Source organism: Streptomyces iakyrus (assembly GCF_000717055.1).
Lineage (GTDB): Bacteria > Actinomycetota > Actinomycetes > Streptomycetales > Streptomycetaceae > Streptomyces > Streptomyces iakyrus.
This window is the reverse complement of record NZ_JNXI01000007.1, coordinates 169,934-195,294: the sequence shown is the minus strand read 5'-3', so window position 1 is coordinate 195,294 and position 25,361 is coordinate 169,934. Positions and strand designations below refer to the sequence as shown.

The window sequence follows — 25,361 nt, the reverse complement described above, 5'->3', positions numbered from 1 at the left end:
TTTCACGAGGGCTGGGGCCGGGGCTCCCGTGGGGCGGGCGCGTCGTCGTCCAGGTCGCCGCGCAGCGCGCCGAGGGCGAAGGCCGTCATGGACGCCAGGATCAGCAGCGCGAGCGGTCCCCAGATCGCGGGAAGGGCCCACAACGGCCAGTCGTTGGCCGCCTGCGCCCACAGCGTCAGGATCGCCGTGCCGCCCAGGGCCACGCCGTGCCACCGCACCATCTTCGCCGCGGTCACGTGGCGCGGCTCGCCCCGCGCGAAGAGGGGCCACAGCCCGCCCGCGAGGGCCGCCAGGCCGAACGAGGTGCAGGCCAGCGCACCGCCCAATCGGTCCTCGGGCCATCCCACCGGCCCGTCGGACGTCTGCTGCCGCCGGTCCTCGGCGTCCCGTACCTCGACGACACGGCCGTGCCAGATCACACCGACGACCTTCTCGCCCGGCTGCATCTCGGACATCACGGGCTCGGTGCGCAGGAACGTCACCTCCCACGGCTCGCCCGACGGCGGCACCAGCTCCGCCTCGGGGGGCTCGCTGCGCTCGCCGCGGTTCAGGGCGGCACGCCGCACGGTGAACTCCTGCTCCCACACGCACCCCGACGCCTCGGCGGGGGCGGCGGCGCAGGCAGCCGCGCCGCGGTACTCCCGCTCCCGCTCCAGCGCCCCGCGGATCTGGAAGGCGGACGCCACCCCGACGCCGAGCGCGACGACCGCGAGCAGCACCCACATCACGGACCGCATGACCCCGTGCCCCGACGACCCCACCGTGCCTCATCCCCTCCGCGGACGGAAACCCGCCGAGCATTGGAACACGCCTCAGCCGCTGCTGTGGACCCGCCGGCCTTCGACGAAGGTCTCCAGGACCCGGGTCGCGGCGATCTCCTCGGGCGGACCCGCGAACGGGTCGCGGTCCAGGACGACGAGGTCGGCCGCCTTGCCGACGGTGATGCTGCCGGTGGTCGCGTCGAGATGGTTCACGTACGCGCTGCCCGCCGTGTACGCGGCGATGGCGGTGCCCAGGTCGATGCGCTGCTCCGGGAAGAAGGCCGGGGTGCCCTCGGGGGCCTCGTGGGAGACCCGGTTGACGGCGACATGGATGGCCTGGAGCGGGTCGGGGCTGCTGACGGGCCAGTCGCTCCCGGCGGCCAGGGTCGCCCCGGCGCGCAGCAGGTCCCCGAACGGGTACTGCCACGCGCCGCGTTCCGCCCCCAGGAAGGGCAGGGTCAGCTCGTCCATCTGCGGTTCGTGGGCGGCCCACAGCATCTGGAGGTTGGCGCTCGCGCCCAGCGCGCGGAAACGGGGCAGGTCGTCGGGGTGGACGACCTGGAGGTGCGCCAGGTGGTGCCGCGTGTCGCGACGGCCGTTCGCGGTCCGGGCGGACTCCACGGCGTCGAGCGCCTCGCGCACCGCCCGGTCACCGAGGGCGTGGAAGTGCACCTGGAAGCCGTGCGCGTCCAGTTCGGTGACGTACTTCCGCAGCTCGCCCGGCTCGACGAAGCTGATGCCGCTGTTGTCCGAGGTGCAGCCGCAGCCGGTCAGGTAGGGGGACAGCATGGCGGCGGTGTGGTTCTCCGCGATGCCGTCCTGCATGATCTTCACGGTCCCGGCGCGGAACCGGTCCCGGCTCAGCTCCTCCCTCCTGGCGAGGAGTTCACCGATCTGCTCGGCGCCGCGCTCGCGGTCCCACCACAGGGCGCCGACGACCCGCGCGGTGAGCAGCCCCCGGTCCAGCGCCGTCAGATAGGCCGGGGCCGGGTCGGTCAGGTTGGCGTACGTGCCGACGATGGCGTCCTGCCAGGCCGTGACGCCGTGGGAGTGCAGCACGGCCTGGGCGCGCAGCAGACCGGCGAGCTGCTCCTGCGGCGTGGGGTCCGGCACCAGCCTGCCGACCAGGTGGACCGCGCCCTCCTGGAGCATCCCGGTCGGGTTGCCCGCAGCGTCGCGCTCGATCCGGCCGTCGACGGGGTCGGGGGTCCGGGCGTCGATGCCCGCACGCTCCAGGGCCCGGCTGTTGACCCAGGCGCCGTGGTGGTCGCGGTTGGGCAGGAAGACGGGCCGGTCCGCGACCACCGCGTCGAGGGCGGCGGCCGTGGGGGAGCCGCCGGGGAACGCCTCCAGGGACCAGCCGCCCCCGGTGATCCACTCGACGTCCGGGTGCTCCTTCGCGTACGCCCCGATCCTGCGCAGGTACTCGCCCGCGTCGACGGTGTCGGCGAGATGGCACAGGCCGAGTTCGAGGCCGGCGCCCATCGGATGGACATGGGCGTCCTGGAAGCCCGGCAGCAGCAATTTCCCGGCGAGGTCGACGACCTCGGTGCGCGGCCCGGTCAGCTCGCGTACCTCGTCGTGGCAGACGGCGACGATCCGCCCGCCGCGCACGGCCACCGAGGTGGCGCGGCTGCGGGCCGGGTCGACGGTGTGCACCGGACCGCCGGTCAGGACGAGGTCCGCGGGTCCCTGGGCAGGGGGGTGTGACATCGGGGTGAACTCCAAGGAGGGTCAGACCGCCGCGCGGTCCATCGGCAGGGTGAGGGCTTCGGCGTCGGTGCCGCGCCCGGTGGTGAAGTAGGACGAGCGCCGGACGTACTTGGCCACGGCGGCCATGACGAGGCCGGCGAGCACGATCACGGCGGGCAGCGAGAACATGAACCAGCCGTTGTCCGGGCTCAGTTCGAAGTGATCGCTCATCGTGAGGTACGAGTAGCCGAGATAGCCGCCCAGGCCCAGCAGCACCAGCCCGGACAGGGCGGGCACGACGACGGCGAGCAGCGCCTCGCGCGGGCCCTCGTGCCACGAGGCGCGGAAGCGCACGGCGCAGGCGAGCGCGGTCAGGCCGTAGTAGAGGGCCACGATCAGGCCGATGGCGTTGACGGCGGCCAGCAGCATGTCGCTCAGCTTGGGGATCGCGAAGGCGAGCACGGCGATCACGGCCGCGACGGACATCACGACGACCGTCCCGGCGGCTGGAGTGCCGTAGCGCGGGTGGACCCGCGTCCACAGCGGGCCCATGGTGCGGTCGCGGCCCATGGCGAGCAGGCCGCGCGCGGTGGGGATCAGGGTGGCCTGCACCGAGGCGACGGCGGAGAACATCAGGGCCAGCAGGGGCAGGGTGGCCCAGGGCTCGGCGGCGAGCTTCTCCCCGAGGTAGCCGAGGGCCTGCGGGCCGTTGCGGACGAGTTCGGCCAGGCTCATCTCCCGCTGGAAGGCCACCGACGCGAAGAGGAACAGGCCGAGCATCGCGAACAGGGCGATGAGTCCGCCCCGCGCCGAGTCGCCCGGGTCCTTCGTCTCCTCGGTGACGCTGAAGGCCGCGTCCCAGCCCCAGAAGAAGAACACCGCGAGGACCATGCCCTGGGCGAAGGCGGTGCCGCTGGAGATCTCGAACGGGTTGAACCAGGACAGGGAGACCGCGTGGTCGCCGGCGACCAGGGCCCAGCCGCAGAAGCCGAGCAGCACCGCGTACTCGAAGACCAGCAGCCCGAACTGGAACCTGGTCGCGCCCCGGACGCCGGTGACCGCCAGGGCGGCCAGGGCGAGCAGGATCACCAGCCCGACCGCCGTGCAGACGCCGGTGGACGTCGGATCCAGGGCGATGCCGGCCAGGCTGCGCAGACCGGCCTTGTTGGCGAAGGCCAGCACGACCGATCCCATGATCGCGCTGGTGTAGGCGCAGAAGATGACCGAGCCGACCAGCGTCACCCAGCCGGTCAGGAAGCCCGGCCAGGGGCCGAGGGATCTGCCGACCCAGGTGTAGCCGTTGCCGCAGTTGGGTTCGGAGCGGTTGAGACGGGCGTAGGCGAGGGCGATGCCCAGCACCGGCAGGAACGCCAGCAGCAGCAGCGCCGGGGCTTGCAGGCCGACGATGGTGGCGATCGCGCCCATGCCGATGGCGATGCTGGTGGTGGCTGCGGTGCTGGACGCGGCGATGGCGACACCGTCGACGACGCCGAGGGAACGGCGCAGCGCGGGGCGTGGCGAGGGCGGTGCGGAGGACATGAAGGGCTCCTCGGGGGAGTGGTGGGAAGAGCCGCGCGGGACTGTGATGGAACATCCGCTGTCCACATTGGGTCAACCCTGTTGACGTAAGGCGACGGGGGCCGTTCACTGCATTGCGCGAGGAACCGTCCGTGCGTGAGGAACCGTCCGTGCGCGAGGCGCCGCCGGTGCGCGGAGCCTTCCGCCTGCGAGGAGAGGAGTCCCGGTCATGACCACCCGTGTCCCGCAGGAACGACGACGCCGCCGGCCGACCCGTTCGGGGGTCCTGTTGTCGGAGGACCTGATCGTGCAGACCGCGCTGCGGCTCATCGGCGAGCACGGGCCCGAGGCGCTGAGCGTGCGCAGGCTCGGCGCGGCCCTGGGCTGCGACCCGACCGCGCTCTACCGCTACTTCCACGACACCGACGACCTCGTGCTCGCCATCGCCGACCGGATCATCGGCGACGCGATGGCCGGCTTCACGCCCGGGGACGACTGGGCGGCCTCGCTGCGGGAGGTGGCCCTCAGGGTCCGCGCGGGTTACCTCGCCCATCCCCGCGCGGCGGCCATGGCGGCCCACCGCGTCACCCGGCGCCCGAACGAGATCCGCGCCGTGGAGACGGGCATCGGCCTGCTGCTCACCGCGGGCTTCCCGCCGGCCGACGCAGCACGGCTCTACCTGGCCTTCATCGACACCGTGCTCAGCCACGCCGCCACGGAGGCCGCGTTCCTCGCCCTCCCAGCGCAGCAGCGCGAGGCCGACCACCGGTCCTGGCGGGACGTCTACCAGGACCTCGACCCGGCGACGTACCCGTCCCTGACCCTGGTCCGCCGGGAGCTGCCCGCGATGGCGGACAGCTCCTTCGAACCGGCGGTGGACCTCCTGCTGGAGGCCCTGGCGGCCCGGGCGCGGGCCCTCAAAGGGACGTGAGCGCCTGCGCTACAGCACCTCGGCCCGCCCGGGGGTGTCGTCCAGGAAGCCGCCCGACTGGTGCTGCCACAGCTTGGCGTAGGCACCGCCGTTCGCGAGCAGCTCTTGATGGCTGCCCTGTTCGACGATCCGCCCGCGGTCGAGGACGACGAGCTGGTCCATGCCGGCGACCGTGCTCAGCCGGTGCGCCACCACCAGCGCCGTCCGCCCGTCCATGAGCCGCCACAGCGCCTCCTGGACCAGCAGTTCGCTCTCGGAGTCCAGGGCGCTGGTCGCCTCGTCGAGCAGCAGGATCGGCGCGTCCCGCAGGATCGCCCGGGCGAGGGCGACCCGCTGGCGCTGCCCGCCGGACAGCTTGACGCCCCGCTCGCCGACCATGGTGTCGAAGCCGTCCGGCAACGCGTCGGCGAACTCGGTGACATGGGCCGCCTCGGCCGCCCGGCGGATCTCGGCGTCGGTGGCGTCCGGCCGGGCGAAGGCGATGTTGTCCCGCAGCGTGCGGTGGAACATCGCCGGGTCCTGCGGCACGTACGCGATCCGGCCGCGCAGATCGGCCTGGCGCACCCGGCTGATGTCCTGGCCGCCGACCAGGATACGGCCGCCGTCGATGTCGGTCATCCGCAGCAGCAGCCGGGTGAGCGAGGTCTTGCCGCCGCCGGACCGGCCCACGAGACCGATCTTCGCCCCGCTCGGCACGGCCAGGTCGAGCCCCTCGAAGAGCCGCCGGCCGCCCCGGTGGGCGAAGGTCACCTTCTCGAAGCGGACGTCGGCCGCCCGGGCCGGCAGCGGCTCCGGTGCCGGCGGGTCGAGCACCGTCGGCGGGGTCAGGAGCAGCTCGGTGAACTGCGCTGCCTCCGTCATCGAGCTCTCCAGCCGGCGGTAGATCTGGTTGAACTCGAACATGATCCGCGTCGCGTTGCTGTAGTAGGCGAAGGCCACCACGATGGCCTCCACGCCGTGCGCGCCACCGCCCAGCGTCACCGCGAGCAGCAGGCCCATCGCGTTGGTGAGGACGGACATCGGCGCGACCAGCGTGTCGATGCGCAGGTTGCCGTAGTCCCACGACCGCATGGTGAGCCGGCGGGACATCGCGACCCGGGACCGGTGTTCGGCGGCCTCGCGCTCCTCCGCGGCGAACGCCCGCACGGTGTCCATGTTCATCAGGCTGTCGGCGACATGGCCCGACACCCGCGCGATCGCCTCCTCACGCCGGTCGACGAGCGCCTGCCGGCGCCGGATGAGCGGCACGACCAGCACCGCCGTCAGGGCGATCATCACCAGGAGACCGACGACGAGCAGCGGTTCGTAACGCCACAGCACCACCGCGCCGAACAGCAGTGGCACGAAGCTCCCCACGATCTGGAACGTCAGTGTGTCGACGAACTGCTCGAACCGGGAGGCGAAGCTGAGGACCCGCTTGGTCAGCGAGCCGGCGAAGTTGTCATGGAAGAACGCGGCGTCCTTGGCGAACAGTTCGTCCATGCCGATCACGTAGAGGTGCTCGATGCCCAGGGCTTCGAGACGGGTGAGGCAGTGCAGGGCGACGCGCCACAGTGCCTCCGCGGTCAGCAGGACACCGGCGAAGGCCAGCACGTACGGCAGTGTTGAGCCCGCCGTGACGTCCTCGTTCCCGGCGATGTCGCCGACCAGCCTGGCGACGATCAGCGGCGCCACGTAGTTGATTCCGATGTTGCCCAGCGCCGAGAGCAGCATCGCGGGAGCCGTCCACCGGCGCAGCCGTGACAACTCCCGTCCGTAGTGGCGAAGCGCGAGGAGCACCGAGCGCCTGCCCGGTAAAACCCTGTGTGTTTCCGGCTTTTCCATCCCACCCCTGTGTCGTCCTGTGGCCGCCCGCCGCGCCGCGTGTGCGGGCAGGGGCCATCACCGCAACGGATGCGTGAGGTTTCGGGTCGAGTCCGGAAGTGTCCCGCGATACCGACCGCGGAGTCCAAGCGTTTTCCGGCCGGGCGGTGGTGTGCGGGGAGCGCTCGGGGGCACGGCGGGCGGGCCGGGGGAGCGGTCGCCGCCCCCGGGGCTTCCGTGCGGTTCAGGACGCGGCGCTGGAGCCCGGGCGGAGCGTGAAGACCTGGTCGAGGCCTACGAGGGTGAGGACACGCAGGAGGTTCGCCGGTACGGCGGCCAGGACGACGTCGGCCCCGGCGGCCAGCGCGTGCTGGCGGGCGGCGAGGAGCGCGGTGATGCCCGAGGAGTCGCAGAACTCCAGTCCGGACAGGTCGAGGACCAGACACTGCCCCGGTGACAGGGAGAGCTGGTCGAGCCTGCCCCGCAGGACGGGGGCGTGGTCGTAGTCCAGGTCGCCGGCCACGTGCAGGACGGGGCCGGTCGCGGTGTCGTGCTGTGCGACGGTGAGCGGGTTCATGAGGTGTGACTCGTTACGGTGCCTATGGGGGAAGAGGTGGCGGGAACGCCGAGGGCGAGCAGCGCGGTGTCGTCGTCCAGGCCGTCGCCGAAGCTCTCCAGCAGCCCGGTCAGGGCGGTGATCACCTTGTGCGGCGTGCCCGGCGCGTGGTCGCCGGCGAAGGCGTGCAGGGCGTCCTCGCCGTACAGGTCGTCCCGGCCGGGGCCGGTGCGGGCCTCGGTGAGGCCGTCGGTGTAGAGCACGACCGTGTCGCCGGGGCCGAGGACGGTCTCGGCGGTGCCGATCGGCGCGCCGGGGACGACGCCGATGAGCAGGCCGCCCGGGGTGGGCAGGAACTCGGCGTGGCCGTCGGACCGCAGGACGAGCGCCGGCGGGTGGCCGCCGGAGGCGAGACGCACGGCCGTCGGCCCGTGGTCGCCGCCCGGCTCGACGATCCCGACGATGCAGGTGCAGTACCGGGGGTCGCCGTCGCCGGTGTACCGCTCGTGCAGGACGGCGTTCAGCGTAGTCAGCGCCGAGGCCGGATCCGGGTCGTGGTGGGCGGCGGCGCGCAGGGTGTAGCGGACCAGCGAGGTGAGGGAGGCGGCCTCGGGGCCCTTGCCGCACACGTCGCCGAGGAAGAACGCCCACCGGTCGCCGGCGACGGGGAACAGGTCGTAGAAGTCGCCGCCGAGCTGATCCGGCGCGGCCGTGTGGTAGTGGACGGCCGTCTCCAGGCCCGGTACCTCGGGCAGTGAGTCCGGCACGAGGGAACGCTGCAGGACGGCGAGCGCCTCGGTCAGCCTGGTCCGGTCCGCCTCGGCCTGCCGCCGGGCCTCGTCCGCCTCGGCGCGGGCCCGCTCGGCCTCCTGCCGGCGGTGCAGGAGTTCCTTCTCGTAGGCGCGGCGGTCCGAGGCGTCGAAGACGGTGATGCGGATCAGCAGGGGCTCGCCCCCGGTGCCGTGCTTGATCACGGCGGAGACCAGCACCGGCAGCCGGCCGCCGTCCCGGCGTCGCATCTCCAGGGCTATGCCCCGCAGCTCGCCCTGCATGCGCAGCAGCGGGGCGAAGTGCGTCTCGTGGTAGAGCTTGCCGCCGATGGTCAGCAGGTCCGTGAAGCGCTTGCGGCCCACGACGGCCTCACGCTCCAGGCCGAGCCAGTCCAGCAGCGTGGTGTTGATCTTGGCGATGGTGCCGTCCATCATCGTGGACAGGTAGCCGCACGGCGCGGACTCGTACAGGTCCTCCATGCTGTCCTCCAGCAGGGCGGTGAAGGCCGCGTCCGTGCTCGCCTCGCCCCCCGTCCCCGCGGGCTCGGGCACACCGCCCGTACGGCACATCACTTCAGGGACTCCAGGAAGCCGAGGATCGCCCCGGTGGTGGCCTCCGGCGCGCTGAGCTGCGGGCAGTGCCCGGTGGCGTCGAGCGTGACCAGACGGGAACCGGGGATCGCCCCGTGCACGAAGGCGCCGACCTCGCGGGGCGCGATGGCGTCCTGCTCGCACTCCAGCACGAGCGTCGGCACGGACACGCCCTTGAGGTCCTCGCGGCTGTCGGTGAGGAACGTCGTACGGGCGAAGACCCGGGCGATGTCGGGGTCGGTGGCGCAGAAGCTGTTGGTCAGTTCCTGCCCGAGCTCCGGGCGCTCCGGGTTGCCCATGATCACCGGGGCCATGGCGGACGACCAGCCCAGGTAGTTCGCCTCCAGGGAGGCGAGCAGCTCGTCGATGTCCTCCGTGCTGAAGCCGCCGCGGTAGCCCTCGTCGTCGATGTAGCAGGGCGAGGGCGTCACCATCACGAGCGCCCCGATCCGCTCCGGCGCCGCCTGCTCCGCCAGCACGCCGACCATGGCACTCACCGAGTGCCCCACGAACACCGCCTGCCGCAGGTCCAGCTCCTCGCAGACGTCGACGACGTCGGCGGCGTAGCCCTGGAGCGAGGAGTAGCGCTCCTCGCTCCACGCGGCGAGGTCCGAGCCGCCGGAGCCGACGTAGTCGAACAGCACCACCCGGTAGCGCTTCGCAAGCGCCGGCACCACCAGCCGCCACATGTTCTGGTCGCAGCCGAACCCGTGCGCCAGGAGCAGCACCGGCGCGTCGTCGGGGCCGGTGACGTTGACGTTGTTCCTGCGGCGGATGTCCATGCGGACCATGCTCCCACCTCGGAGGGAGTCCCTCGACGGCGGGCCAGGGGGGGCGGCCTCTTCGCGACCGCGAAGTCAGCCCAGGTAGAGCGGCACCCTGGAGGCCGCGTCGCCGAGCTCGGCCTGCTCCGCCCCGGTCGGCGCCCGCCTCCCGGTGCCGACGAGCAGCGCGTCCACGTCGTGCCAGGACGTCGGGAACGGGCTCCCCGCGATTCCCTCCAGCATCTCCCGGGAGCGGGCGAGCCCCTCCGCGGGCGGCTGCTGCGCGTCCGGGAGGTGGGCGATCAGGTCGAGGTGGTGCAGCGTCCACTCCAGGACGTACGTGGCGAGGAAGTCGCCCACGGTGAGGACCTCGTCGCGGGTGCCCACCCGGCCGGCCGGATCGGCGAGCAGGGCCGCGCGCCCGGCGGCGGAGCCGACGTCGTCCAGGTGGAACTTCAAGAGGTGCGGATCCTCGTACGCGGCGGCCAGCCGGACGGTCAGCGCGTCGAGCGGGTCGTCGCCCGTGGGCGGAGTAGCGGAGATGTCCCAGTAGGTCAGTGCGTCCCGGGTCGGTTCCCGGTCGGACGGGGTGGCCAGGGTGATCAGGACGTCCTGGGCGTCGACGATCAGGTGGCACACCAGATCCCGCACCAGCCAGCCCGTACACCCCGAGGGGCGCCCGAAGTCCTCGTCGGACAGGTCGTCAACCGCCGCGCGCAGGGCGGCCCATGAGCGGGTGAAGAGATCCACCTCGGCACCGTAGTGCGGTGCGGCGAGCGTGGACAAGCGCAATGCGGGCACCTGGAGGGTTACCGGGAGCGTCGCGACCGTCGACGGCCGCGTCCCCGGAGGGTCACGTCGAGTGAGCCGGCGATTGCGGCGTTTCACCTGGCTCGCGCTCCAAGAGGTGGTGAGCATGACCGTCCTGCAGAATCCCGGAATGCCGTCCGCGGCCGGCGAGGGCGCGGAGCCGCTCCTGTCGCCGGTCCGTTCGCACACCGAGTGGGATCCGCTGGAGGAGATCATCGTCGGACGCCTGGAGGGCGCGACGATCCCCTCCGGCCACGCGGTTGTGACCTGCAACGTGCCGCCGTGGGCAGGGCGGTTGCAGGGGCTCGCGGCCGGCTTCCGGTATCCGCGGCTGCTCGTCGAGCAGGCGCAGCAGGAGATCGACGCCTTCGTCGCCCTGCTGGAGTCCCTCGGCGTCACGGTCCGGCGGCCGGAGGCGGTCGACCACCGGCGCCGCTTCGGCACCCCCGACTGGACCTCGCGCGGCTTCTGCAACACCTGCCCGCGCGACAGCATGCTCGTGATCGGCGAAGAGATCATCGAGACGCCGATGGCGTGGCCCTGCCGGTACTTCGAGACGCACTCCTACCGCCCGGTCCTCAAGGACTACTTCCGGCGCGGCGCGCGCTGGACGGCTGCCCCCAGGCCGCAGCTCACCGACGAGCTGTTCGATCCGGACTTCCGCGTGCCGGGGCCGGGCGAGCCCATGCGGTACATCCTCACCGAGTTCGAGCCCGTCTTCGACGCGGCGGACTTCGTCCGGGCGGGACGGGACCTGTTCGTCACCCGCAGCAACGTCACCAACGCGATGGGCATCGACTGGCTGCGCCGCCACCTCGGCCCGGAATACCGCATCCACGAGATCGAGAGCCGCTGCCGCACCCCCATGCACATCGACACGACGTTCGTCCTGCTCGCACCCGGGAAGGTGCTGATCAACCCCGAGTACATCGACCCCGACCGCCTGCCGGACGTCCTCGGCTCCTGGGACGTCCTCGTGGCTCCCGAGCCCGACCCGATCGACGAGCGGCTGCTCAAGATCACGTCGATGTGCGGCAAGTGGCTCAGCATGAACGTGCTCATGCTCGACGAGAAGCAGGTGATCGCGGAGCGGCACCACACGGGGATGCTGCGCGCACTGGAGAAGTGGGGCTTCGAGCCGATCCCGTGCGACCTGCTGCACTACGCCCCCTTCGGCGGCTCGTTCCACTGCGCGACCCTGGACGTCCGGCGCCGCGGCCCGCTCCAGTCCTACTTCGACTGACTGACCGGGCCGCTGACCGGGCCGCTCGGCGGCCGCAGGTGAAGGGGGACCGGCGGCGACAGGGCCATGGGGGCGCCCTTCAGCGGCCGGACGCCTCCTGCCGTGCCGTCGCGAGAGCGGCGAGTTCGTCGGGGGTACGCGGCCCCGGCTCGCTGCCGGACAGCAGCCCCTGGGCGCGCAGGAGTTCCGCCGCCGCGGCGCCCCACGGCAGGCGCAGCCCGGCCTCGCGTAGGAGGTCCGGGCGGGCCAGGGCCGTGGCGGCCGGCCCGGTGCGGACGCCGGACGGGGTGAGGAGCGCGGCGTCGTCGGCCCAGCGCAGGGCGAGGTCCACGTCATGGGTGGCCATCACCACCGTGGTGCCCGCGGCACGGAGTCCGTCGAGGGTGGTGAGGAGCCGCTCCTGGCCGTCGGGGTCGAGCCCGGCCGTCGGCTCGTCGAGGACGAGCACACGGGGCCGCATGGCGACCGCGCCCGCGATGGCGGTGCGCTTGCGCTGGCCGTAGGAGAGCAGATGGGTGGGCCGGTCGGCCAGAGCGGTGATGTCCAGCGCGGCGAGCGCCTCCGCCACCCGCGCCCGCACCTGTGGGTCGTCGAGACCGAGGTTCAGCGGCCCGAACGACACGTCCTGCTCGACGGAAGCGGCGAACAGCTGGTCGTCCGGGTCCTGCACCACCAGCTGCACGGTGGTCCGCAGCCGGGTCAGACCCTTGCGGTCGTACGCCACCGGCTGCCCCTCGACCGTCAGCCGGCCCTCCTGCGGCCGCAGTCCGCCGGAGAGCAGCCGCATCAGCGTGGTCTTCCCGCTGCCGTTGCGGCCGAGCAGCGCGAGTGCGCGACCCTCCCGGATCTCGAAGTCGAGCCCGCTGAGCACGGTGGGGCCGTCCTCGTAGGCGTAGGTCGCGCCCCGCAGGGCGACGAGGGCGGGCTCGCTCATGTCAGCGGCCTTTCCAGTACGAAGGTGAGGGCGGCCAACGTCGCGAGCAGCGCGCAACTGGCGGCCGTGAAGCGCACCGACACCCGGGCCTCGGGCACCAGGACGCGCAGGGTGCCGTCGTAACCGCGCCCGGCGAGTCCGGCCTGGAGACGGGTCGCCCGGTCGAAGGCCCGGACGAAGGCGGTGGCGCCGAGCCCGGCCAGCGAACGCCACTCAGCGGCCCGGCCGGTGTGCCCGAGCCGGGCCGCCTGGGCCTCCCGGATGCGCCGCATCGAGTCCAGCAGCAGGAAGCTCATCCGGTACGTCACGAGCGCGACGTCGACGACCGGCGCCGGGACCCCGGCCCGGACCAGGCGGGGCAGCAGGTCGGACATGGGTGTGGTGAAGGCGAACAGCAGCACGCCCAGGGAGGCCGCCGAGGTGCGCAGCAGCAGCTCCCCGGCCCGGACCGGCCCGTCGTCCGCGAGGGAGACGAAGCCCCCCGGACCGCCCACCTGGACGAGCAGCGTGAGCGCGCCGGTCACGCAGAAGCCCAGCGGGACCCGGTAGGCCCGCCACAGCCGCCGCCGGGGCACGCCGGCCGGCCCCAGCAGCACCACCAGGGCGCTCAGGAGCACCAGGGCCGCACCCGGCCAGGGCGGCAGCGAGATCGCGAGCAGCGTGAGGCCGAGTCCGAGCACGGCCTTGTCCACGGGATGGCGGCGGCGCCAGCGACTGCTGTGCGCCGCCGCGTCGATCGGCAGCACCCGGGCTCAGTCCCGTTCCGCCGCGGACTTCCCGGCGGCGCCGGTGAGCGCCCTGTCGGCCTCGCGCTCCAGCGCCCGCTGCTCGCCCTGCCGACGGCCCCGGCGCAGCCCGAAGTAGTAGGCGAGGACACCGGCGCCGAGAGCCGCCTGGAGGGAGAACAGCGCCGATTCGATCTCACCGGAGGGCGGTTCGTACAGGGGCGAGAACCACGGTTCGTAGTCCGGCTTCAGCTCGGTGATCGCCGTCTCGGCCTCGGCGTCGGCGCCCGTGAACGGCTCCTCCTTGTGGTCGCCGAGGCCGAGCACCAGCGGCAGCACGGCGAGCGCCGCCACGGCGAGCAGCAGCACCAGGTTGATCTTCGTGTTCCGGCTCATCGGGCCACCGCCTCGGTCTCGGTCCGGGACTGCTTCTTGGCGAGGAGCACACCCAGCCGGGTCAGTTCGCCCTTGCTCGACTGCACCAGCAGCCGCATCACGAGCACGGTCAGCAGGCCCTCGCTCACCGCGAGCGGGATCTGGGTGACGGCGAAGATGGAGCCGAACTTGCCGAGCGCGCCCAGAAACCCGCTGCCCGGGTCGGGGAAGGCGAGCGCCAGCTGCACGCTGGTGACGCAGTAGGTGGACAGGTCGGCGACGAACGCGCCGGCGAACACCGCGACCATCAGCGGCGCGTTGGAGCGCCGCAGCAGCTTGTACACGGCGTATCCGGCCCAGGGCCCGACGATCGCCATGGAGAAGACGTTGGCGCCGAGCGTGGTCAGGCCGCCGTGCGCGAGCAGCAGCGCCTGGAAGAGCAGGGTGATGGTGCCCAGCACCGCCATGATGGGCGGCCGGAACAGGATGGCTCCGAGGCCCGTGCCGGTGGGGTGCGAGCAACTGCCCGTGACGGACGGCAGTTTCAGGGCGGACAGGACGAACGTGAAGGCGCCGGACGCACCGAGGAGCAGGGTGCTCTCGGGGTGCTCGCGCACTTCACGGGTGAGCGACCGGACTCCGTGGACGACGAACGGCGCCGACGCGACGCCCCAGGCGACCGCGTGCGCCGGAGGAAGGAAACCCTCGGCTATGTGCATGGCTCAGCAGACCCTCTCCAGCACCTCGTGGATGGTTGACGCGCCTTGGCCGGTCTCCTGGCTGACGGGTACCACCGCCCGAACTCCGCCTTCCCGGGCCGCAAGGACCCAGTGGCTGCCCCTGGAGGGGCCGGAGCCGGACTTCCCGATTCACAGTGGCGAGGGCCGCACCGGCATCACACCGGATTTCCCGTTCACCAAGGCCTGGTGACAATAAGGCCGGGGTAAGGGCGATGACAAGCCGCCCGAGGGGCGCGCGAAGGGGCGCCCGCTCGCACACCGGCGCATCGCCCGGCTGATCCACGTGCTCGGGCGCTCATGCTGCGGAGAGCCTCCGGGCCCCCGTCAGTCGTCGCTCCCGTCGTCCCCGCCGTCGTCGCCCTCCCCGTCGCTCCCGGCCTGGACCGGCTGCTCCGGCTTCGGCTGCTCAGGCCCGGCGTCGCCCGTTCCCGGCGTCGGAGTCGGGGTGCCGGACGCCGGCGGGGCAGGGGCCGGGGAGGCGGGCGGCGTGGACGGAGTGACCTCGGCCACGGTGCCGGTGGTCGGCGTGGTGACGGCCTGCCGGCCGGCCCCCGGATCGGAGGTGACGGGCGGGGCGGAGTCGTCGGACGGGGTGGCCGCGGGGCTGCTCGCGGTCGGGGACGCGTCGGGTTCGGTGCCCTCGGCGGTCGTGTCGGGCGAGAACCAGCGCATGCCGAGGAGCATCGCGGCGACGAACAGCGCCGCGGCGGCGGCCGTCGCGGCCACCTTCGGCCGGTTGCCGGGCCCGCCGCGCCCGCGTGCGCGGCCCGACCGCCCCGCCTGGGCCGCCCGGGCGGCGGTGCGGTGCCCGGGCGTCGCGGGCAGCGCATACGTGGTCGGGTGGCTGGTCTCGGCGGCCGCGTACGGGCCGGGACCGGTCTGCGCGGGCGCGGCCGAGGGGTTCGGCCGCAGCGGCGGTGAGACCTCGGGCAGCGGCTCGGGCAGACCCCGCCAGGCGCCCCCGGCGAACCACTCGGCGGCCTGCTCGGCGGTGGGCCGGTCCTCGGGCTGCTTGGCGAGCAGCCCGAGCAGGTAGCTCTCGAACGCCGGGGGCAGTCCGGCGACACCGAGCTCGCGGGGCGGCACGGGTGCCGAGTCGAGGTGCTGGTGCAGGAGGGCGACGGCGGTGTCCGCCTGGAACGGCGGGCGGCCGCTGAGAAGCTGGTAGAGCACGCAGCCCAGGGAGTACATGTCGGAGGCGGGCCCCGCGGGCTTGCCCAGGGCCCGTTCGGGCGCGAGGTAGAGGCCGGTGCCGACGATCTGGCCGGTGGCGGTGAGCGCGGCGCCGGGGTCGTCGAGGAACCGCGCGATGCCGAAGTCGCCGATCTTCAGCGTGCCGTGGGTGTCCAGCAGCAGGTTGGCGGGTTTGACGTCGCGGTGCACGATGCCCTGCGCGTGCGCTGCGGCGAGCCCCGCGGACGCCTGCGCGGCGAGACGGGCCACCTGCTCGGCGGGCAGCGGGCCGGAGCCGGACAGCACCCCGGCGAGGCTGTCGCCCTCGACCAGCTCCATCACCAGGTACAGCCGGTTGTCGTACTCGCCGAAGTCCAGGACGCCGACCACGTTGGGGTGGTTGAGACGCCCGGCGGTCTGCGCCTCCAGACGGAACCGGGAAGTCGCCGTGGCGTCGGTGTCCTGGGGAAGCAGCAGCTTGAGGGCCACCGCTCTGGCGAGCGTCTCGTCGTACGCACGCCAGACCTCTCCCATTCCACCGCGCCCGATCTCAACTTCCAGCCGGTAGCGGCCCGCTAGCAGCACTCGTCCTCGTCTCATGCGTGTGGGAAGGTCGTCGCCGCAGGCCGAACTCCCCGCTTACGCACGGGGATTGGTGGGGGTGCCGCAGCCGACCCAGGATACTGGCGCGGCGTGACCACCGATCTCCGCAGCGGTGTCTTCGAGGGTGTGGCTGCCGGAAATCCCGGCGCGAAAACGTCGCACGCCGGGGTGACGCTCCCGCGCGCCCGGTTGCCCGGGGGGCACGGCGCCCGTGTCAGGCCGTCGTGCCCGCCCCCTTCTCCCGGCGCGGCAGCACGGCCACCGCGAGGGCCGGTACGGCCGCGAGGACCAGCCACGGCACGGCGGCCGGCAGGCCCACGTCGAGCAGGAAGCCGGTGGCCGCGCTGCCGGCCAGGACGATCAGCCCGGAGACGGACGACAGCGCCCCCATGTACAGCCCGAGCCGGCCCTCCTCGGCGAGGTCGGGCACCCAGGCGCGGGCGGCGGGCACGACCAGCATCTGCCCCACGGTGAGCAAGATCACGAAGCCGGCGGCCGGAAGCAGTCCGGCGGCCCCCGTCCAGCCGGCCGGCCGGGCCGCGGCCACCACCGCGAAACCGGACGCGATCAGCAGCAGCCCCGCGGTCATGGAGCGGCGCAGATCGAGCCGGTCGCCCGCCCAGCGGGTCACCGGCAGCTGGGTGAACACCACCAGCACCGAGGACAGCGCGAAGAGCCAGGACAACGGCGCCTGGGAGCCCGCCGCGCGCTGCACCTCGTCCGGCAGGGCGAGGTACAGCTGGTTGTAGGCGAGCAGATAGGTGCCGTAGGCGCAGCACAGGGCGAGGAAGCGGCGGTTGCGCAGCAGGGCCCGGGCCCCGCCCCGCTCCCGGACGCGGACCCGGCCGGGGATGTGCTGCGGCATCAGCCACAGGTGCCCGGCGAGGACGAGCACGAAGACCGCGGCACCGGCGAGACACGCGGTGCGGAAGTCGACGGCGAGCAGCAGCGCGCCGAGCAGCGGCCCGACGAACGCCCCGGCCTGGCCCGCCACGCTGAACAGGGCGAGGACCCGGGTGCGCGGGCCGTGCCCGTCCTCCTCCCAGGCCACCGCCTGGCGGGCCACCTCCGACTCCACGGCGGGGGAGAACAGCGCCGCGGCGAAACCGATGACCAGCACCGCCCCGATCACCGTCCAGCTCGCCTGCGCGTAGCCGAGCCAGACGAACCCGGCGATCCGCAGCACGCAGCCCGCCAGGACGACGGGCCGCACCCCGAACCGGTCGACGAGCCAGCCGCCGACCACGAACAGCCCCTGCTGGCTGAAGGTGCGCAGCCCGAGCACGAACCCGACCAGCCAGCCCGCCATGCCGATCGCCGTGCCGAGGTGCTCGGCCAGGAACGGCAGGACGGCGAAGAAGCCGATGTTGAAGGCGAGCTGGGTGAGGATCAGCAGCCGCAGCAGCGGCGACAGCTCCTTGCAGAGCCGCCAGGTGCTCTCCCGCGGGCGCTTGGGCGCGGCGGCGTCGGAGGTTCGGGCGGCCCGGCGGGACAGCACACGGGACTTGAGGTCGGTCATCGTTCTTCCGTTGGTGAGGCGGACACGGACGTCAGGTCGGCGGTGGGGCGCCCCGGTCGCCGTGGCGGGACCGGTGCGACCCGGTCCGCGGGCGGCCCGGCCGGGCCGGCGTGCCGGGTGCGCCGCCGGGGCAGCCGCGCGCCGCCCGCGGCCGTCACCGCGAGCGCCCCGAGCAGGGCTAGTACGGCGGCGGGGAAGAGGACGGCCCACGGGGCACGCTCGGCGTACGGCTGGTTCTCGGCGAGCAGCAGGCCCCAGTCGGGGGACGGCGGCTGGGCGCCGAGGCCTAGGAAGCCGAGTGCGGCCAGGCTCAGTGCGATGCCCGGGAGCCGGAGCAGGGCGTGCCGGGCGACCGGGGGCGCGACGGCGGGCAGCAGTTCGCGCACGAGCAGGTACCAGCGGCCGGCCCCCAGCGCCCGGGTGGCCGTCAGATGGGTGGTCGCGCGTTCCTGCCGCAGCAGGGCGGAGGTGTGCGCGGCCAGCGGGGACCAGGCCACCACGGCCACGGCGAACGCGGGTGTCCAGGGCCCGCTGCCCAGGATGCCGGTGACGAGGAGTCCGGCCAGGACGGGCGGTACGGCACTGAGGGTGTCGACCAGCGGCCCGGACAGCCTCGGCAGCAGACCCAGCAGCAGCCCGACGGCGAGGGCGGCGGCGCTCACCGCGAGGGCGGTGCCGAGGGTGGTCAGGGCGCCGTGGGAGATCCGGGCGAGCATGTCGCGGCCGAGCGCGTCGGTGCCGAAGGGGTGCTCCGCCGAAGGGGCTCGCAGCCGGGCGAGCGTGTCCAGGGCGATCGGGTCGCGGGGCAGCCCGAACCCGATGACGGCGGCCAGCAGTCCGGCGTAGAGCAGGGGGAGCGTGCGGGGCGCGGGCGGCCGGGACCGGTGCAGGGACTGCAGGGCGCCGTCGCGCAGCGCCGGGCCGATCAGCAGCCGTGCGGCGACCCTGGCGAGGGCGCCGGCGGTGGCCGCGAGCAAGACGAGGGCGAGGGTGCCGGTCTGCAGGACGGGCAGGTCCTGGGAGAGGGCGGCGTGCAGGGTGAGCCGGCCGATGCCCGGGATGTCGAAGATCTGCTCCACGGCGACCGAGCCGCCGGTCAGCCCGACCACGAACAGCGCCAGATTGGGCAGGAGTCCGGGCACACAGCGGCGCACCGCCTGCCGCGCCACCGACTTGGGCGGGACACCGCGTGCCGCGGCCGCCGCGGCCCAGGGCTCCGCGAACGCGCCGGGCAGCAGGTCGTCGAGCATCCGTCCCAGGACCGCTCCGGCTGGCAGGCCGACGGCGAGTGAGGGCAGCACCATCCACTGCGGCCCGTACCAGCCCAGGGCGGGCAGCCATCCCAGCTGCACACCGATCACCGAGACCAGCACCGAGGCGACGAGGAACTCGGGCAGCGCGGCCAGCACGGCCGTCGCCGTCCCGCCGGGGCGACGGTCGGCGAGCCTGCCCCGCGCGCCCAGCCGGAGCGTACGGGCGCAGACGGCGGCGGCCGTGGCAGCGGCGACCGCCAGGGCCCCGGCCATCAGCAGCAGCGACACGCCGAGCGCCGGTACGAGGCCCGGCAGCACCGGGCCGCCGGACACCCAGGACGTGCCCGCGTCGCCGTGCAGCAGCCCGCCCAGCCAGCGGCCGAGCAGCCTCAGCGGACCGTCGTCGAGGCCCAGTTGGTCCCGGATGGCGCGCAGGGTCTCCGGATCGGGGTCACGGTCCGCCGACCGCGCGCGGAGCACGGTCAGCGCGGGGTCGGTGCGCGACAGCCACGGCAGCAGGCCGATCCCGCACACCAGGCAGGCCACGAGCACGGTCCGCCACAGCAGGGCCGGGGCGCCGCTGCGCGCGAGGGCGCGCAGCGCGGCCGCCGCACCGTTCATCGAGGGTGTCTTCGAGCTGCTCAGCGCCGGGTCCCCGTACCTATGAGGGTGCGCTCGTACGGATCGGGCAGCGCGCCCTGCACGTCCGTCGCGATGCCCGCGACCAGCTTCAGATGGACCAGCGGGATCACCGAGTCGGTGCCGAGGACGGCCGCCTCGGCCTTCATGGCGGCGTCCTGCCGCTCGGCGGTGCCGGACTCGGCCTGCGCGGCGGCGACCAGCTTGTCCACGTTCTTGTCGCACAGGAACGACAGGTTGTTGGAGCCGTCGCAGGTGTAGTCGCTCGCGAGGACGGTGACCGGGTCGCCGGTGTCCAGCATCATGTTGCGGGAGAAGACCGCCGCGTCGAACGCGCCGTCCAGCAGGTCGCCTTCGAGACGCGCGTACGTGCGAACCTCCAGCTTCACCTTGAACCCCGCCTTGCGCAGCTGCTGCTGGAGTACTTGGGCGGTCTCCGGCAGTTCGGGCCGGTCGCTGTAGGTGGCGAGGGTGATGCTCTCGCCGTCGGGGCGGGTCGCACGCGCCCGCCCTGCCGGTTCGACGCGCTTGCCGGCCGCCCAGGTCAGGGCCGGACCGAACAGGCCCTGCGCGGGGACGGCGTACCCCTCGTAGGCGCCCTTGGCGATGACCGAGGTGTCGATCGCCTCACGTGCGGCCGCCCGCAGCCCCGGCTCGGTGAAGGCGCCGGACCTGGTGTTGAGGTAAAGGCTGGTGTTGCGGGCGGTGTTGACCTCGTGGACGTCGTCCTGGTCGAGGGAGGCGAGCTGGGCGACGGGCAGGGACTCGGCGATGTCGACCTGGCCGGTGCGCAGGGCGTTGGCGCGGGCGGTGCCGTCGGAGACGAACCTGGCGGTGACGCCGGACGCCTGGGCCCGGCCGCCCCAGTAGTCGTCGAAACGGTCCAGCGTGGCGGCGGTGTCGCCTTCGGTGCTGGTGAGCGCGAACGGGCCGGTGGCGGTACCGACGACGTTCACCGTGCCCTTCTTGCCGTACGCCTTGGGTGAGAACACCGCGAGGGACGGGTTCGACAGCCGCAGCGGCAGGACGGGGTCGGATGCGGCGGTGGCGACCCGGACCCGGTCGTCGTCCTCGGCCGTGGCGGTCAGCTTCACACCGGAGAGCGCGGCCGGTGCCGGGTCGGCCTTCCCGGCGGCCGTGAGGGCGGCGGCGACGGCCTCGGCGGTGACGGCCTCGCCGTCCTGGAACTTCGCGTCCCGCAGCGTGAACACCCAGCTCCTGCCGCCGTTCTCGCTGCTCCACGACTCGGCCAGGGCCGGTACGGCCGTGCCGTTGGCGTCCAGCCTGGTCAGCCCCTCGGTGACACCGAGCCGGGACAGGAGCATCGCGTCCTGGCCGTACGGCGAGTAGTTCTCGGTCGGGGCGAAGGGGAGGGCCACACGCAGGCGCGCACCGCCGGCGGCGCCCGTGGAGGCGGACGAGTCGTCACCGGAGGAGGCGAAGCATCCGGAGAGCAAGGGGAGCACGAACAGCCCGGCTATGAGCCGGCGGGAGATTCTCATAGCGTATATGAATACCATTTTCATCAAGTAAGCGGTATCTCGAAGTGCACCACCCCGTTGCCCCCGCCGGGCACTTCCTCCCGCTCGTCGCACACCGCCTTGCCCAGCGTCTCCCACAGGCCCAGCGCGCCGGGGGAGTGCGGGTACGTGTGCAGGTAGACGGACCGGTATCCGCCGTCGGCCCGGGCGAACTCCAGCAGCCCGGCCACGAGTTGCCGGGCCAGGCCGCGCCGCCGGTGCTCGGGGCGTACGTACACCCGCCGCAGCTGCGCCGTCTCGCCCGAGGGGAACCGCTCGGCCAGCCATCGAGGGTTCGGCGGATGCGCCGGTCCGCGCGCGTCCAGGGCCGCGGTGGCCGCCACCGCGCCGTCCCGCTCGTCCACCGCGACCAGAAGGGTGTGCCGGGGCGGCGTGACGTAGAACGGCACCGGATCGATGATGTCGGCGTGCCAGTGCGGCACGTAACCCGTGCCGAAGTCGCGGTAGACGGCGTCGAGCATCACCGCCCGGGCCCCGTCGATGTCGGCCGCCGCAGCTTCCCTGATGCAGTACTCGCGCATTTGCACATCATATGCAAGTGGACTTCGCGGTTCAGCCGGGGGCCGCCGGTGTGATGTGGCTCAGCACGCACAGCCAGCGGCCCTGCCGCCGCACGAACACGTCAGTCGTCCACTCGTCGGCGTCGTGGCTCTCGCCCTGGTAGTGGGCCGTGTTCGTCACCCGTGCGGTCACCACGGCGGTGTCGCCGTAGACGCGGATCCGCGGATCGGTCCTGAGGTCCATCGCCGAGTGGCTGAGCGCACCGGACTCGACGAGGGAGAGGAACTTCTCCCGGGGGTCGATCCCCGAATCGGACACGATGACCCACTCGTCCGCCATGAAGGCCGCGATCCGTGCGGGGTCGTCGGAGACGATCGCCTCGGCCCAGCCCCTCGCCAGGCGGGCGAGCTGAACGGTGTCTTCGGAATCGGACTTCCGGTTCATGTCGCGACCGTGGCCGGGCCGGAGCGGTGTGCGGGGCGGCCGGTTCAGCTCGCGGGCGGGGTGAGCACCACGAAGTCGGCGCCGGCCTGGTCGAGGCAGACGGCGAAGCGGCCCACGCCCTCCACGTCCTCCGGGCCGGCCTGCACGGTGCCGCCGTTCCCGGCGACCTCGGCCACCGCGGCGTCACAGTCCTCGACGGCGAAGACGGGGTGCCAGTACGGCCGCCCGCCCGTCGTGGCCAGGTCCTCCTTGCGGAGTTGCATCAGCCCGCCGTGCATCCGGTCCTCGGGGAGCCCGGAGGGGGTGATCAGGGTGTACGTGCCGGCGTCGCCCGGCAGCGGCATGTCGCTGAACTGCCAGTCGAAGAGGGTGCCGTAGAACTCCCGCGCACCCGCGGCGTCGCTCGTGTACAGCTCGGTCCACGACAGGGAGCCCGGCTGGTCGACCAGTTCCAGGCCCTTGTTCGTGCCGGGCTGCCAGACGGCGAACTGGCCGCCCAGCGGGTCGCTGTACTGCGCCATCCGGCCCCAGTCGTCGAGGTCCATCGGTGCGACCCGCACGGTGCCGCCCGCCTGTTGCACGGCCTGCGTCGTGGCGTCCGCGTCGGAGACGCAGTAGTAGAGTATCCAGGCCGATCGGGCGCCCTCCTCGGTGAGCTTGCCGAGCCCGGCGACGATCTTGCCGTCCTTCTTGAACATCCCGCCCTCGAAGTCCTCGCTCTCGCCCATGGACTCGTAGTCCCACCCGAGGACGGCACCGTAGAAGGCGGCGGCGGCCGGGACGTCCGGAGCGCCCAGGTCGAGCCAGCAGGGGGAACCGGGGACGTACTCCGTCGTGATCATGGCGATGCTTCCCTTCGGCGGGGCCTGTGTGCCCAGCGTGACACCGAGCACCGGTCGTCGCCCGTCGGCCGCTGTCCGTTCGGGGGACCCCGGGCGGATGCGGGGGGTCTCAGTGGACGGACAGTCCGCCGTCGACGAAGAGGGACTGTCCGGTGACGTAGGCGGACGCGGCACTCGCCAGGAAGACCGCCGCGCCCGCGAAGTCCTCGGCGAGACCGTTGCGCCCGATCATCGTGCGGGCGGCGAGGGCGGCCACCTTCTCCGGGTCCGACGACAGCCGGGCGTTGAGCGGTGTCATGACGAAACCCGGCACGAGGACGTTGCAGGTGACGCCCCGCGGCGACCACGCCTCGGCCTGGGAGCGCGCCAGTGCCTCCAGGGCACCCTTGGAGGCACCGTAGGCGCCGCTCTGGACGAACGCGCGGTGCGCCTGCTGCGAGCTGATGTGGATGATCCGCCCGTACCCGCGCTCCGCCATGCCGGGACCGAAGCGCTGCCCCAGCAGGAACGGCGCCTCCAGGTTGACGGCCATCGTGGCGTCCCAGACGTCCTCGCCGAGCTCGTCCATCGGCGGACGCAGGTTGATCCCGGCGCTGTTGACGAGGATGCCGGGCTCCCCGAAGGCCTCGACCGCGCGCTCCGCGGCCGTCCGCACGCCCTCGCGGGTGCTCAGGTCCGCGCTGACCCAGGCGGCGTGGCAGCCCTCGGCCGTCAGTTCCGCGACCGTCGCCGCCAGCCCGGCCTCGCCGCGGGCCACGACCACCACGCTCGCCCCGGCCCGCGCGAGGGCGCCGGTGATGGCGCGCCCGATGCCGGAACTGCCACCCGTGACCACCGCGACCCGGCCCTCCAGGGAGAACAGCCCGGAAAGGTAGGCCTGCGCGGGGGAGGGCGGCGGTGTCGGCTGTGTCGTCATGGTGATCAACCCTAAGTCGCACCGTCGCGCATATACCCCCTGGGGGTATATAGTCGGGTGTCATGGATCACACCACTCATGAACCCGAGAAGCATGCGCACGGAACCGCGTCCTGGGGGACTGCGGTGAAGGCGACCCTGCACTGTCTGACCGGATGTGCGATCGGCGAGATCCTCGGCATGGTGATCGGCACATCGCTGGGCTGGGCCACCGTGCCCACCATGGTCCTGGCGATCGGGCTCGCGTTCCTCTTCGGCTACTCGTTCACCCTGTTCGCCGTCCTGCGGTCCGGCATCGGCCTCAAGGCCGCGATCCGGATCGCCCTCGCCGCGGACACGGTCTCGATCGCCGTGATGGAACTCGTGGACAACGCGATCATCGCGCTCACCCCGGGCGCCATGGACGCCCATCTGTCGGACGGCCTCTTCTGGTCCGCGCTCCTGGGCGGTTTCGCGGTCGCCTTCCTGGTCACGACCCCGGTCAACAAGTGGATGATCGGCCGCGGCAGGGGGCACGCAGTGGTGCACGCCCACCACTGACGCGCCGTCACCCGCGTGACGCCTCAGCCCTTGAGCAGGCGCACCCGGCCGTCGGGGAGCTTCGGCCACCAGTGGTGGTAGCGGCGGTAGACCTCGGGGTCGCGGCCGGCCAGCAGCGCCGTCAGCGACGCGGCCTCCGCGGCGAGCCCCTCCCAGACGGCGTCCGGCAGATCGTGGAACGCCGTGGCCTCGACACCGCCGTCGACCGCGCGCCACACGCCGGCGACCCGGCCGTCCACCAGCAGCGTGGGCAGCACGTCGCCGTTCACCCGGATCACCAGACGGCGATACGCCGGGGGAATCACGCGGCTGCGGTCGGCGTGGGCCAGCAGGACGCTGTCCCACATGGCCATGAGCCGGGGCGGCGCCGGCGTGTCCGCCGGCGGGCGCGAGGCGCCCGGTACGTCGTACAGGACGGTCCCGTCGGGGCCCCGGAGCTGTTCCACCGTGTCGTCCAGGGCGAGCAGCGCACGGCGCACGGGGGCCCGCGGCACCATGGCGAACTGCGCGACGTCCGTCACCGAGGCGGGCCCGAAGCCCGCCAGATAGCGCACGACCAGGTGGCGCAGCGACTCCGCCACCGTCTCGCGCCCTTCGGGGACCGGGCCGGTCCGCGCCGCGACGAACGACGACCGGGGCCCGAACGACCACGGCCCGCCGGCCGGGACGTGGAGCAGCGGCGCGTACGCCTTGAGCCCCCACCACGCCCCGGCCTTCTTCTCCTCACCGACCCGCTCCGCCAGCCAGTCCTGCACCTCGGCGGCCGTCCGGGGCCGGTCCGCGAAGTCCAGCAGCTTGGGCACCAGCGCCTCGCCGTCGGCCGGCGTGAGCCCCGCGGCGGCGAAGCGGTACCCGAGCCGTGAGGCGTACAGCGTCTGCTGCATCGCCTCACGGAACACCCGGTGGTCGTCCGCGTGGACCGCGTGCAACGTGATCCGCATCAGGGTCGCCTTGACCACCGCGCGCTCCGCGAACGCGGCGTCCAGCTCGGCCGGCGCGAACCCGGCCAGCCGGTTCCACAACGCCACGTAGGGCGAAGCGGGGTGCTGTGCTTGCAGCGCCACCACGCGCCGCACCGCCTCCCCGGCCTCCATCACCTCCCGCTCCAGCAGCAACTGGCGCCCGAGAGTGGCCCGATTGAGCTCCTGCGCGGTGATGTCCACGCCGTGGATTCTGCC

The 25,361-nt window shown here is 73.2% G+C and carries 24 protein-coding genes and 1 riboswitch; of the genes, 3 read left to right on the top strand and 21 right to left on the bottom strand.

The annotated features are described in order from the left end of the window. Positions 1 to 2: 2 nt before the first annotated feature. From OO68_RS14105 to OO68_RS14095, 3 genes are all read right to left on the bottom strand, one after another. Positions 3 to 737, bottom strand: a complete 735-nt coding sequence (locus OO68_RS14105) for a hypothetical protein (RefSeq protein ID WP_245236969.1) — start codon at positions 735 to 737, stop codon at positions 3 to 5. Between the two features lie 75 nt (positions 738 to 812). Next, positions 813 to 2,474 (bottom strand): amidohydrolase, encoded by a 1,662-nt coding sequence (locus OO68_RS14100; protein WP_033308669.1) that lies wholly within the window; start codon positions 2,472 to 2,474, stop codon positions 813 to 815. Between the two features lie 21 nt (positions 2,475 to 2,495). Further along, entirely contained in the window at positions 2,496 to 3,992 is a 1,497-nt protein-coding gene (locus tag OO68_RS14095; protein ID WP_033308668.1) for an APC family permease, read from the bottom strand. A 208-nt stretch (positions 3,993 to 4,200) separates the two neighbouring features. Between OO68_RS14095 and OO68_RS14090 the strand changes: the two genes are divergently transcribed. Further along, positions 4,201 to 4,902, top strand: coding sequence for a TetR/AcrR family transcriptional regulator (locus OO68_RS14090; protein WP_033308667.1), 702 nt, complete (start codon positions 4,201 to 4,203; stop codon positions 4,900 to 4,902). 9 nt (positions 4,903 to 4,911) lie between these two features. Here the strand turns inward: OO68_RS14090 and OO68_RS14085 are convergent, their stop codons facing one another. The 5 genes from OO68_RS14085 to OO68_RS14065 all read right to left on the bottom strand — a co-directional run bounded on the left by OO68_RS14085 (position 4,912) and on the right by OO68_RS14065 (position 10,136). Beyond that, positions 4,912 to 6,726 carry an ABC transporter ATP-binding protein gene (locus tag OO68_RS14085; protein ID WP_078625289.1) on the bottom strand — a complete coding sequence of 605 codons (1,815 nt, stop codon included), beginning with the start codon at positions 6,724 to 6,726 and terminating at the stop codon, positions 4,912 to 4,914. 223 nt (positions 6,727 to 6,949) lie between these two features. Then, positions 6,950 to 7,282, bottom strand: a complete 333-nt coding sequence (locus OO68_RS14080) for an STAS domain-containing protein (protein WP_033308665.1) — start codon at positions 7,280 to 7,282, stop codon at positions 6,950 to 6,952. Next, the gene (locus tag OO68_RS14075) at positions 7,279 to 8,601 is read right to left on the bottom strand and encodes a PP2C family protein-serine/threonine phosphatase (RefSeq protein WP_033308664.1); all 1,323 of its coding nucleotides are present in this window, start codon (positions 8,599 to 8,601) and stop codon (positions 7,279 to 7,281) included. The genes OO68_RS14080 and OO68_RS14075 overlap by 4 nt, the downstream gene beginning before the upstream one ends. Continuing rightward, the gene (locus tag OO68_RS14070; RefSeq protein ID WP_033308731.1) at positions 8,601 to 9,404 is read right to left on the bottom strand and encodes an alpha/beta fold hydrolase; all 804 of its coding nucleotides are present in this window, start codon (positions 9,402 to 9,404) and stop codon (positions 8,601 to 8,603) included. Before OO68_RS14070 ends, OO68_RS14075 begins: the two co-directional genes overlap by 1 nt. Before the next feature lie 75 nt (positions 9,405 to 9,479). Then, on the bottom strand, positions 9,480 to 10,136 hold the full coding sequence (locus OO68_RS14065; protein WP_033308730.1) for a maleylpyruvate isomerase N-terminal domain-containing protein: 657 nt from the start codon (positions 10,134 to 10,136) through the stop codon (positions 9,480 to 9,482). Positions 10,137 to 10,302: 166 nt separating this feature from the next. On the opposite strand from OO68_RS14065, the gene OO68_RS14060 reads away from it, so the two are divergent. After that, positions 10,303 to 11,439: an amidinotransferase gene (locus OO68_RS14060; RefSeq protein ID WP_033308729.1), complete on the top strand. Its 1,137-nt coding sequence runs from the start codon at positions 10,303 to 10,305 to the stop codon at positions 11,437 to 11,439. Between the two features lie 79 nt (positions 11,440 to 11,518). On the opposite strand, the gene OO68_RS14055 is transcribed toward OO68_RS14060, so the two are convergent. From OO68_RS14055 to OO68_RS13995, 12 genes are all read right to left on the bottom strand, one after another. After that, on the bottom strand, positions 11,519 to 12,373 hold the full coding sequence (locus OO68_RS14055) for an energy-coupling factor ABC transporter ATP-binding protein (protein WP_033308663.1): 855 nt from the start codon (positions 12,371 to 12,373) through the stop codon (positions 11,519 to 11,521). Then, positions 12,370 to 13,119 (bottom strand): cobalt ECF transporter T component CbiQ, encoded by a 750-nt coding sequence (gene cbiQ, locus OO68_RS14050; RefSeq protein WP_033308662.1) that lies wholly within the window; start codon positions 13,117 to 13,119, stop codon positions 12,370 to 12,372. Before cbiQ ends, OO68_RS14055 begins: the two co-directional genes overlap by 4 nt. A gap of 6 nt (positions 13,120 to 13,125) precedes the next feature. Beyond that, the gene (locus tag OO68_RS14045) at positions 13,126 to 13,494 is read right to left on the bottom strand and encodes an energy-coupling factor ABC transporter substrate-binding protein (protein ID WP_033308661.1); all 369 of its coding nucleotides are present in this window, start codon (positions 13,492 to 13,494) and stop codon (positions 13,126 to 13,128) included. Continuing rightward, positions 13,491 to 14,192: an energy-coupling factor ABC transporter permease gene (locus OO68_RS14040; protein WP_033308660.1), complete on the bottom strand. Its 702-nt coding sequence runs from the start codon at positions 14,190 to 14,192 to the stop codon at positions 13,491 to 13,493. Before OO68_RS14040 ends, OO68_RS14045 begins: the two co-directional genes overlap by 4 nt. A gap of 30 nt (positions 14,193 to 14,222) precedes the next feature. After that, positions 14,223 to 14,409: riboswitch (cobalamin riboswitch) on the bottom strand. 128 nt (positions 14,410 to 14,537) lie between these two features. Next, a complete protein-coding gene (locus OO68_RS14030) occupies positions 14,538 to 15,971 on the bottom strand; it encodes a serine/threonine-protein kinase (protein ID WP_063739313.1) in 1,434 nt (477 codons plus the stop codon). Positions 15,972 to 16,203: 232 nt separating this feature from the next. Continuing rightward, a complete protein-coding gene (locus OO68_RS14025) occupies positions 16,204 to 17,508 on the bottom strand; it encodes an MDR family MFS transporter (RefSeq protein WP_033308658.1) in 1,305 nt (434 codons plus the stop codon). After that, positions 17,505 to 19,382 (bottom strand): ABC transporter permease subunit, encoded by a 1,878-nt coding sequence (locus tag OO68_RS14020; RefSeq protein WP_051814617.1) that lies wholly within the window; start codon positions 19,380 to 19,382, stop codon positions 17,505 to 17,507. Before OO68_RS14020 ends, OO68_RS14025 begins: the two co-directional genes overlap by 4 nt. A 20-nt stretch (positions 19,383 to 19,402) precedes the next feature. After that, on the bottom strand, positions 19,403 to 20,902 hold the full coding sequence (locus OO68_RS14015) for an ABC transporter substrate-binding protein (RefSeq protein ID WP_033308657.1): 1,500 nt from the start codon (positions 20,900 to 20,902) through the stop codon (positions 19,403 to 19,405). 23 nt (positions 20,903 to 20,925) lie between these two features. Next, positions 20,926 to 21,462, bottom strand: coding sequence for a GNAT family N-acetyltransferase (locus OO68_RS14010; RefSeq protein WP_033308656.1), 537 nt, complete (start codon positions 21,460 to 21,462; stop codon positions 20,926 to 20,928). A 31-nt stretch (positions 21,463 to 21,493) separates the two neighbouring features. Further along, on the bottom strand, positions 21,494 to 21,886 hold the full coding sequence (locus tag OO68_RS14005; RefSeq protein WP_033308655.1) for a nuclear transport factor 2 family protein: 393 nt from the start codon (positions 21,884 to 21,886) through the stop codon (positions 21,494 to 21,496). A 44-nt stretch (positions 21,887 to 21,930) separates the two neighbouring features. Then, complete coding sequence (locus OO68_RS14000; protein ID WP_033308726.1) at positions 21,931 to 22,728, bottom strand: VOC family protein; 798 nt, start codon at positions 22,726 to 22,728, stop codon at positions 21,931 to 21,933. A 109-nt stretch (positions 22,729 to 22,837) separates the two neighbouring features. After that, positions 22,838 to 23,644, bottom strand: coding sequence for an SDR family NAD(P)-dependent oxidoreductase (locus OO68_RS13995; protein ID WP_033308725.1), 807 nt, complete (start codon positions 23,642 to 23,644; stop codon positions 22,838 to 22,840). A gap of 62 nt (positions 23,645 to 23,706) precedes the next feature. Between OO68_RS13995 and OO68_RS13990 the strand changes: the two genes are divergently transcribed. Further along, positions 23,707 to 24,183: a DUF4396 domain-containing protein gene (locus tag OO68_RS13990; protein WP_033308654.1), complete on the top strand. Its 477-nt coding sequence runs from the start codon at positions 23,707 to 23,709 to the stop codon at positions 24,181 to 24,183. Between the two features lie 23 nt (positions 24,184 to 24,206). Here the strand turns inward: OO68_RS13990 and OO68_RS13985 are convergent, their stop codons facing one another. Then, positions 24,207 to 25,346, bottom strand: a complete 1,140-nt coding sequence (locus OO68_RS13985; RefSeq protein WP_033308653.1) for a winged helix DNA-binding domain-containing protein — start codon at positions 25,344 to 25,346, stop codon at positions 24,207 to 24,209. Positions 25,347 to 25,361 lie beyond the last annotated feature (15 nt).

Coding starts and splice junctions, on each gene's coding strand:
- OO68_RS14105 (WP_245236969.1), bottom strand. CDS start 737: ATGCGGTCCGTGATGTGGGTGCTGCTCGCGGTCGTCGCGCTCGGCGTC.
- OO68_RS14100 (WP_033308669.1), bottom strand. CDS start 2,474: ATGTCACACCCCCCTGCCCAGGGACCCGCGGACCTCGTCCTGACCGGC.
- OO68_RS14095 (WP_033308668.1), bottom strand. CDS start 3,992: ATGTCCTCCGCACCGCCCTCGCCACGCCCCGCGCTGCGCCGTTCCCTC.
- OO68_RS14090 (WP_033308667.1), top strand. CDS start 4,201: ATGACCACCCGTGTCCCGCAGGAACGACGACGCCGCCGGCCGACCCGT.
- OO68_RS14085 (WP_078625289.1), bottom strand. CDS start 6,726: ATGGAAAAGCCGGAAACACACAGGGTTTTACCGGGCAGGCGCTCGGTG.
- OO68_RS14080 (WP_033308665.1), bottom strand. CDS start 7,282: ATGAACCCGCTCACCGTCGCACAGCACGACACCGCGACCGGCCCCGTC.
- OO68_RS14075 (WP_033308664.1), bottom strand. CDS start 8,601: ATGTGCCGTACGGGCGGTGTGCCCGAGCCCGCGGGGACGGGGGGCGAG.
- OO68_RS14070 (WP_033308731.1), bottom strand. CDS start 9,404: ATGGACATCCGCCGCAGGAACAACGTCAACGTCACCGGCCCCGACGAC.
- OO68_RS14060 (WP_033308729.1), top strand. CDS start 10,303: ATGACCGTCCTGCAGAATCCCGGAATGCCGTCCGCGGCCGGCGAGGGC.
- OO68_RS14055 (WP_033308663.1), bottom strand. CDS start 12,373: ATGAGCGAGCCCGCCCTCGTCGCCCTGCGGGGCGCGACCTACGCCTAC.
- OO68_RS14045 (WP_033308661.1), bottom strand. CDS start 13,494: ATGAGCCGGAACACGAAGATCAACCTGGTGCTGCTGCTCGCCGTGGCG.
- OO68_RS14040 (WP_033308660.1), bottom strand. CDS start 14,192: ATGCACATAGCCGAGGGTTTCCTTCCTCCGGCGCACGCGGTCGCCTGG.
- OO68_RS14025 (WP_033308658.1), bottom strand. CDS start 17,508: ATGACCGACCTCAAGTCCCGTGTGCTGTCCCGCCGGGCCGCCCGAACC.
- OO68_RS14020 (WP_051814617.1), bottom strand. CDS start 19,382: ATGAACGGTGCGGCGGCCGCGCTGCGCGCCCTCGCGCGCAGCGGCGCC.
- OO68_RS14015 (WP_033308657.1), bottom strand. CDS start 20,902: ATGAGAATCTCCCGCCGGCTCATAGCCGGGCTGTTCGTGCTCCCCTTG.
- OO68_RS14010 (WP_033308656.1), bottom strand. CDS start 21,462: ATGCGCGAGTACTGCATCAGGGAAGCTGCGGCGGCCGACATCGACGGG.
- OO68_RS14005 (WP_033308655.1), bottom strand. CDS start 21,886: ATGAACCGGAAGTCCGATTCCGAAGACACCGTTCAGCTCGCCCGCCTG.
- OO68_RS14000 (WP_033308726.1), bottom strand. CDS start 22,728: ATGATCACGACGGAGTACGTCCCCGGTTCCCCCTGCTGGCTCGACCTG.
- OO68_RS13995 (WP_033308725.1), bottom strand. CDS start 23,644: ATGACGACACAGCCGACACCGCCGCCCTCCCCCGCGCAGGCCTACCTT.
- OO68_RS13990 (WP_033308654.1), top strand. CDS start 23,707: ATGGATCACACCACTCATGAACCCGAGAAGCATGCGCACGGAACCGCG.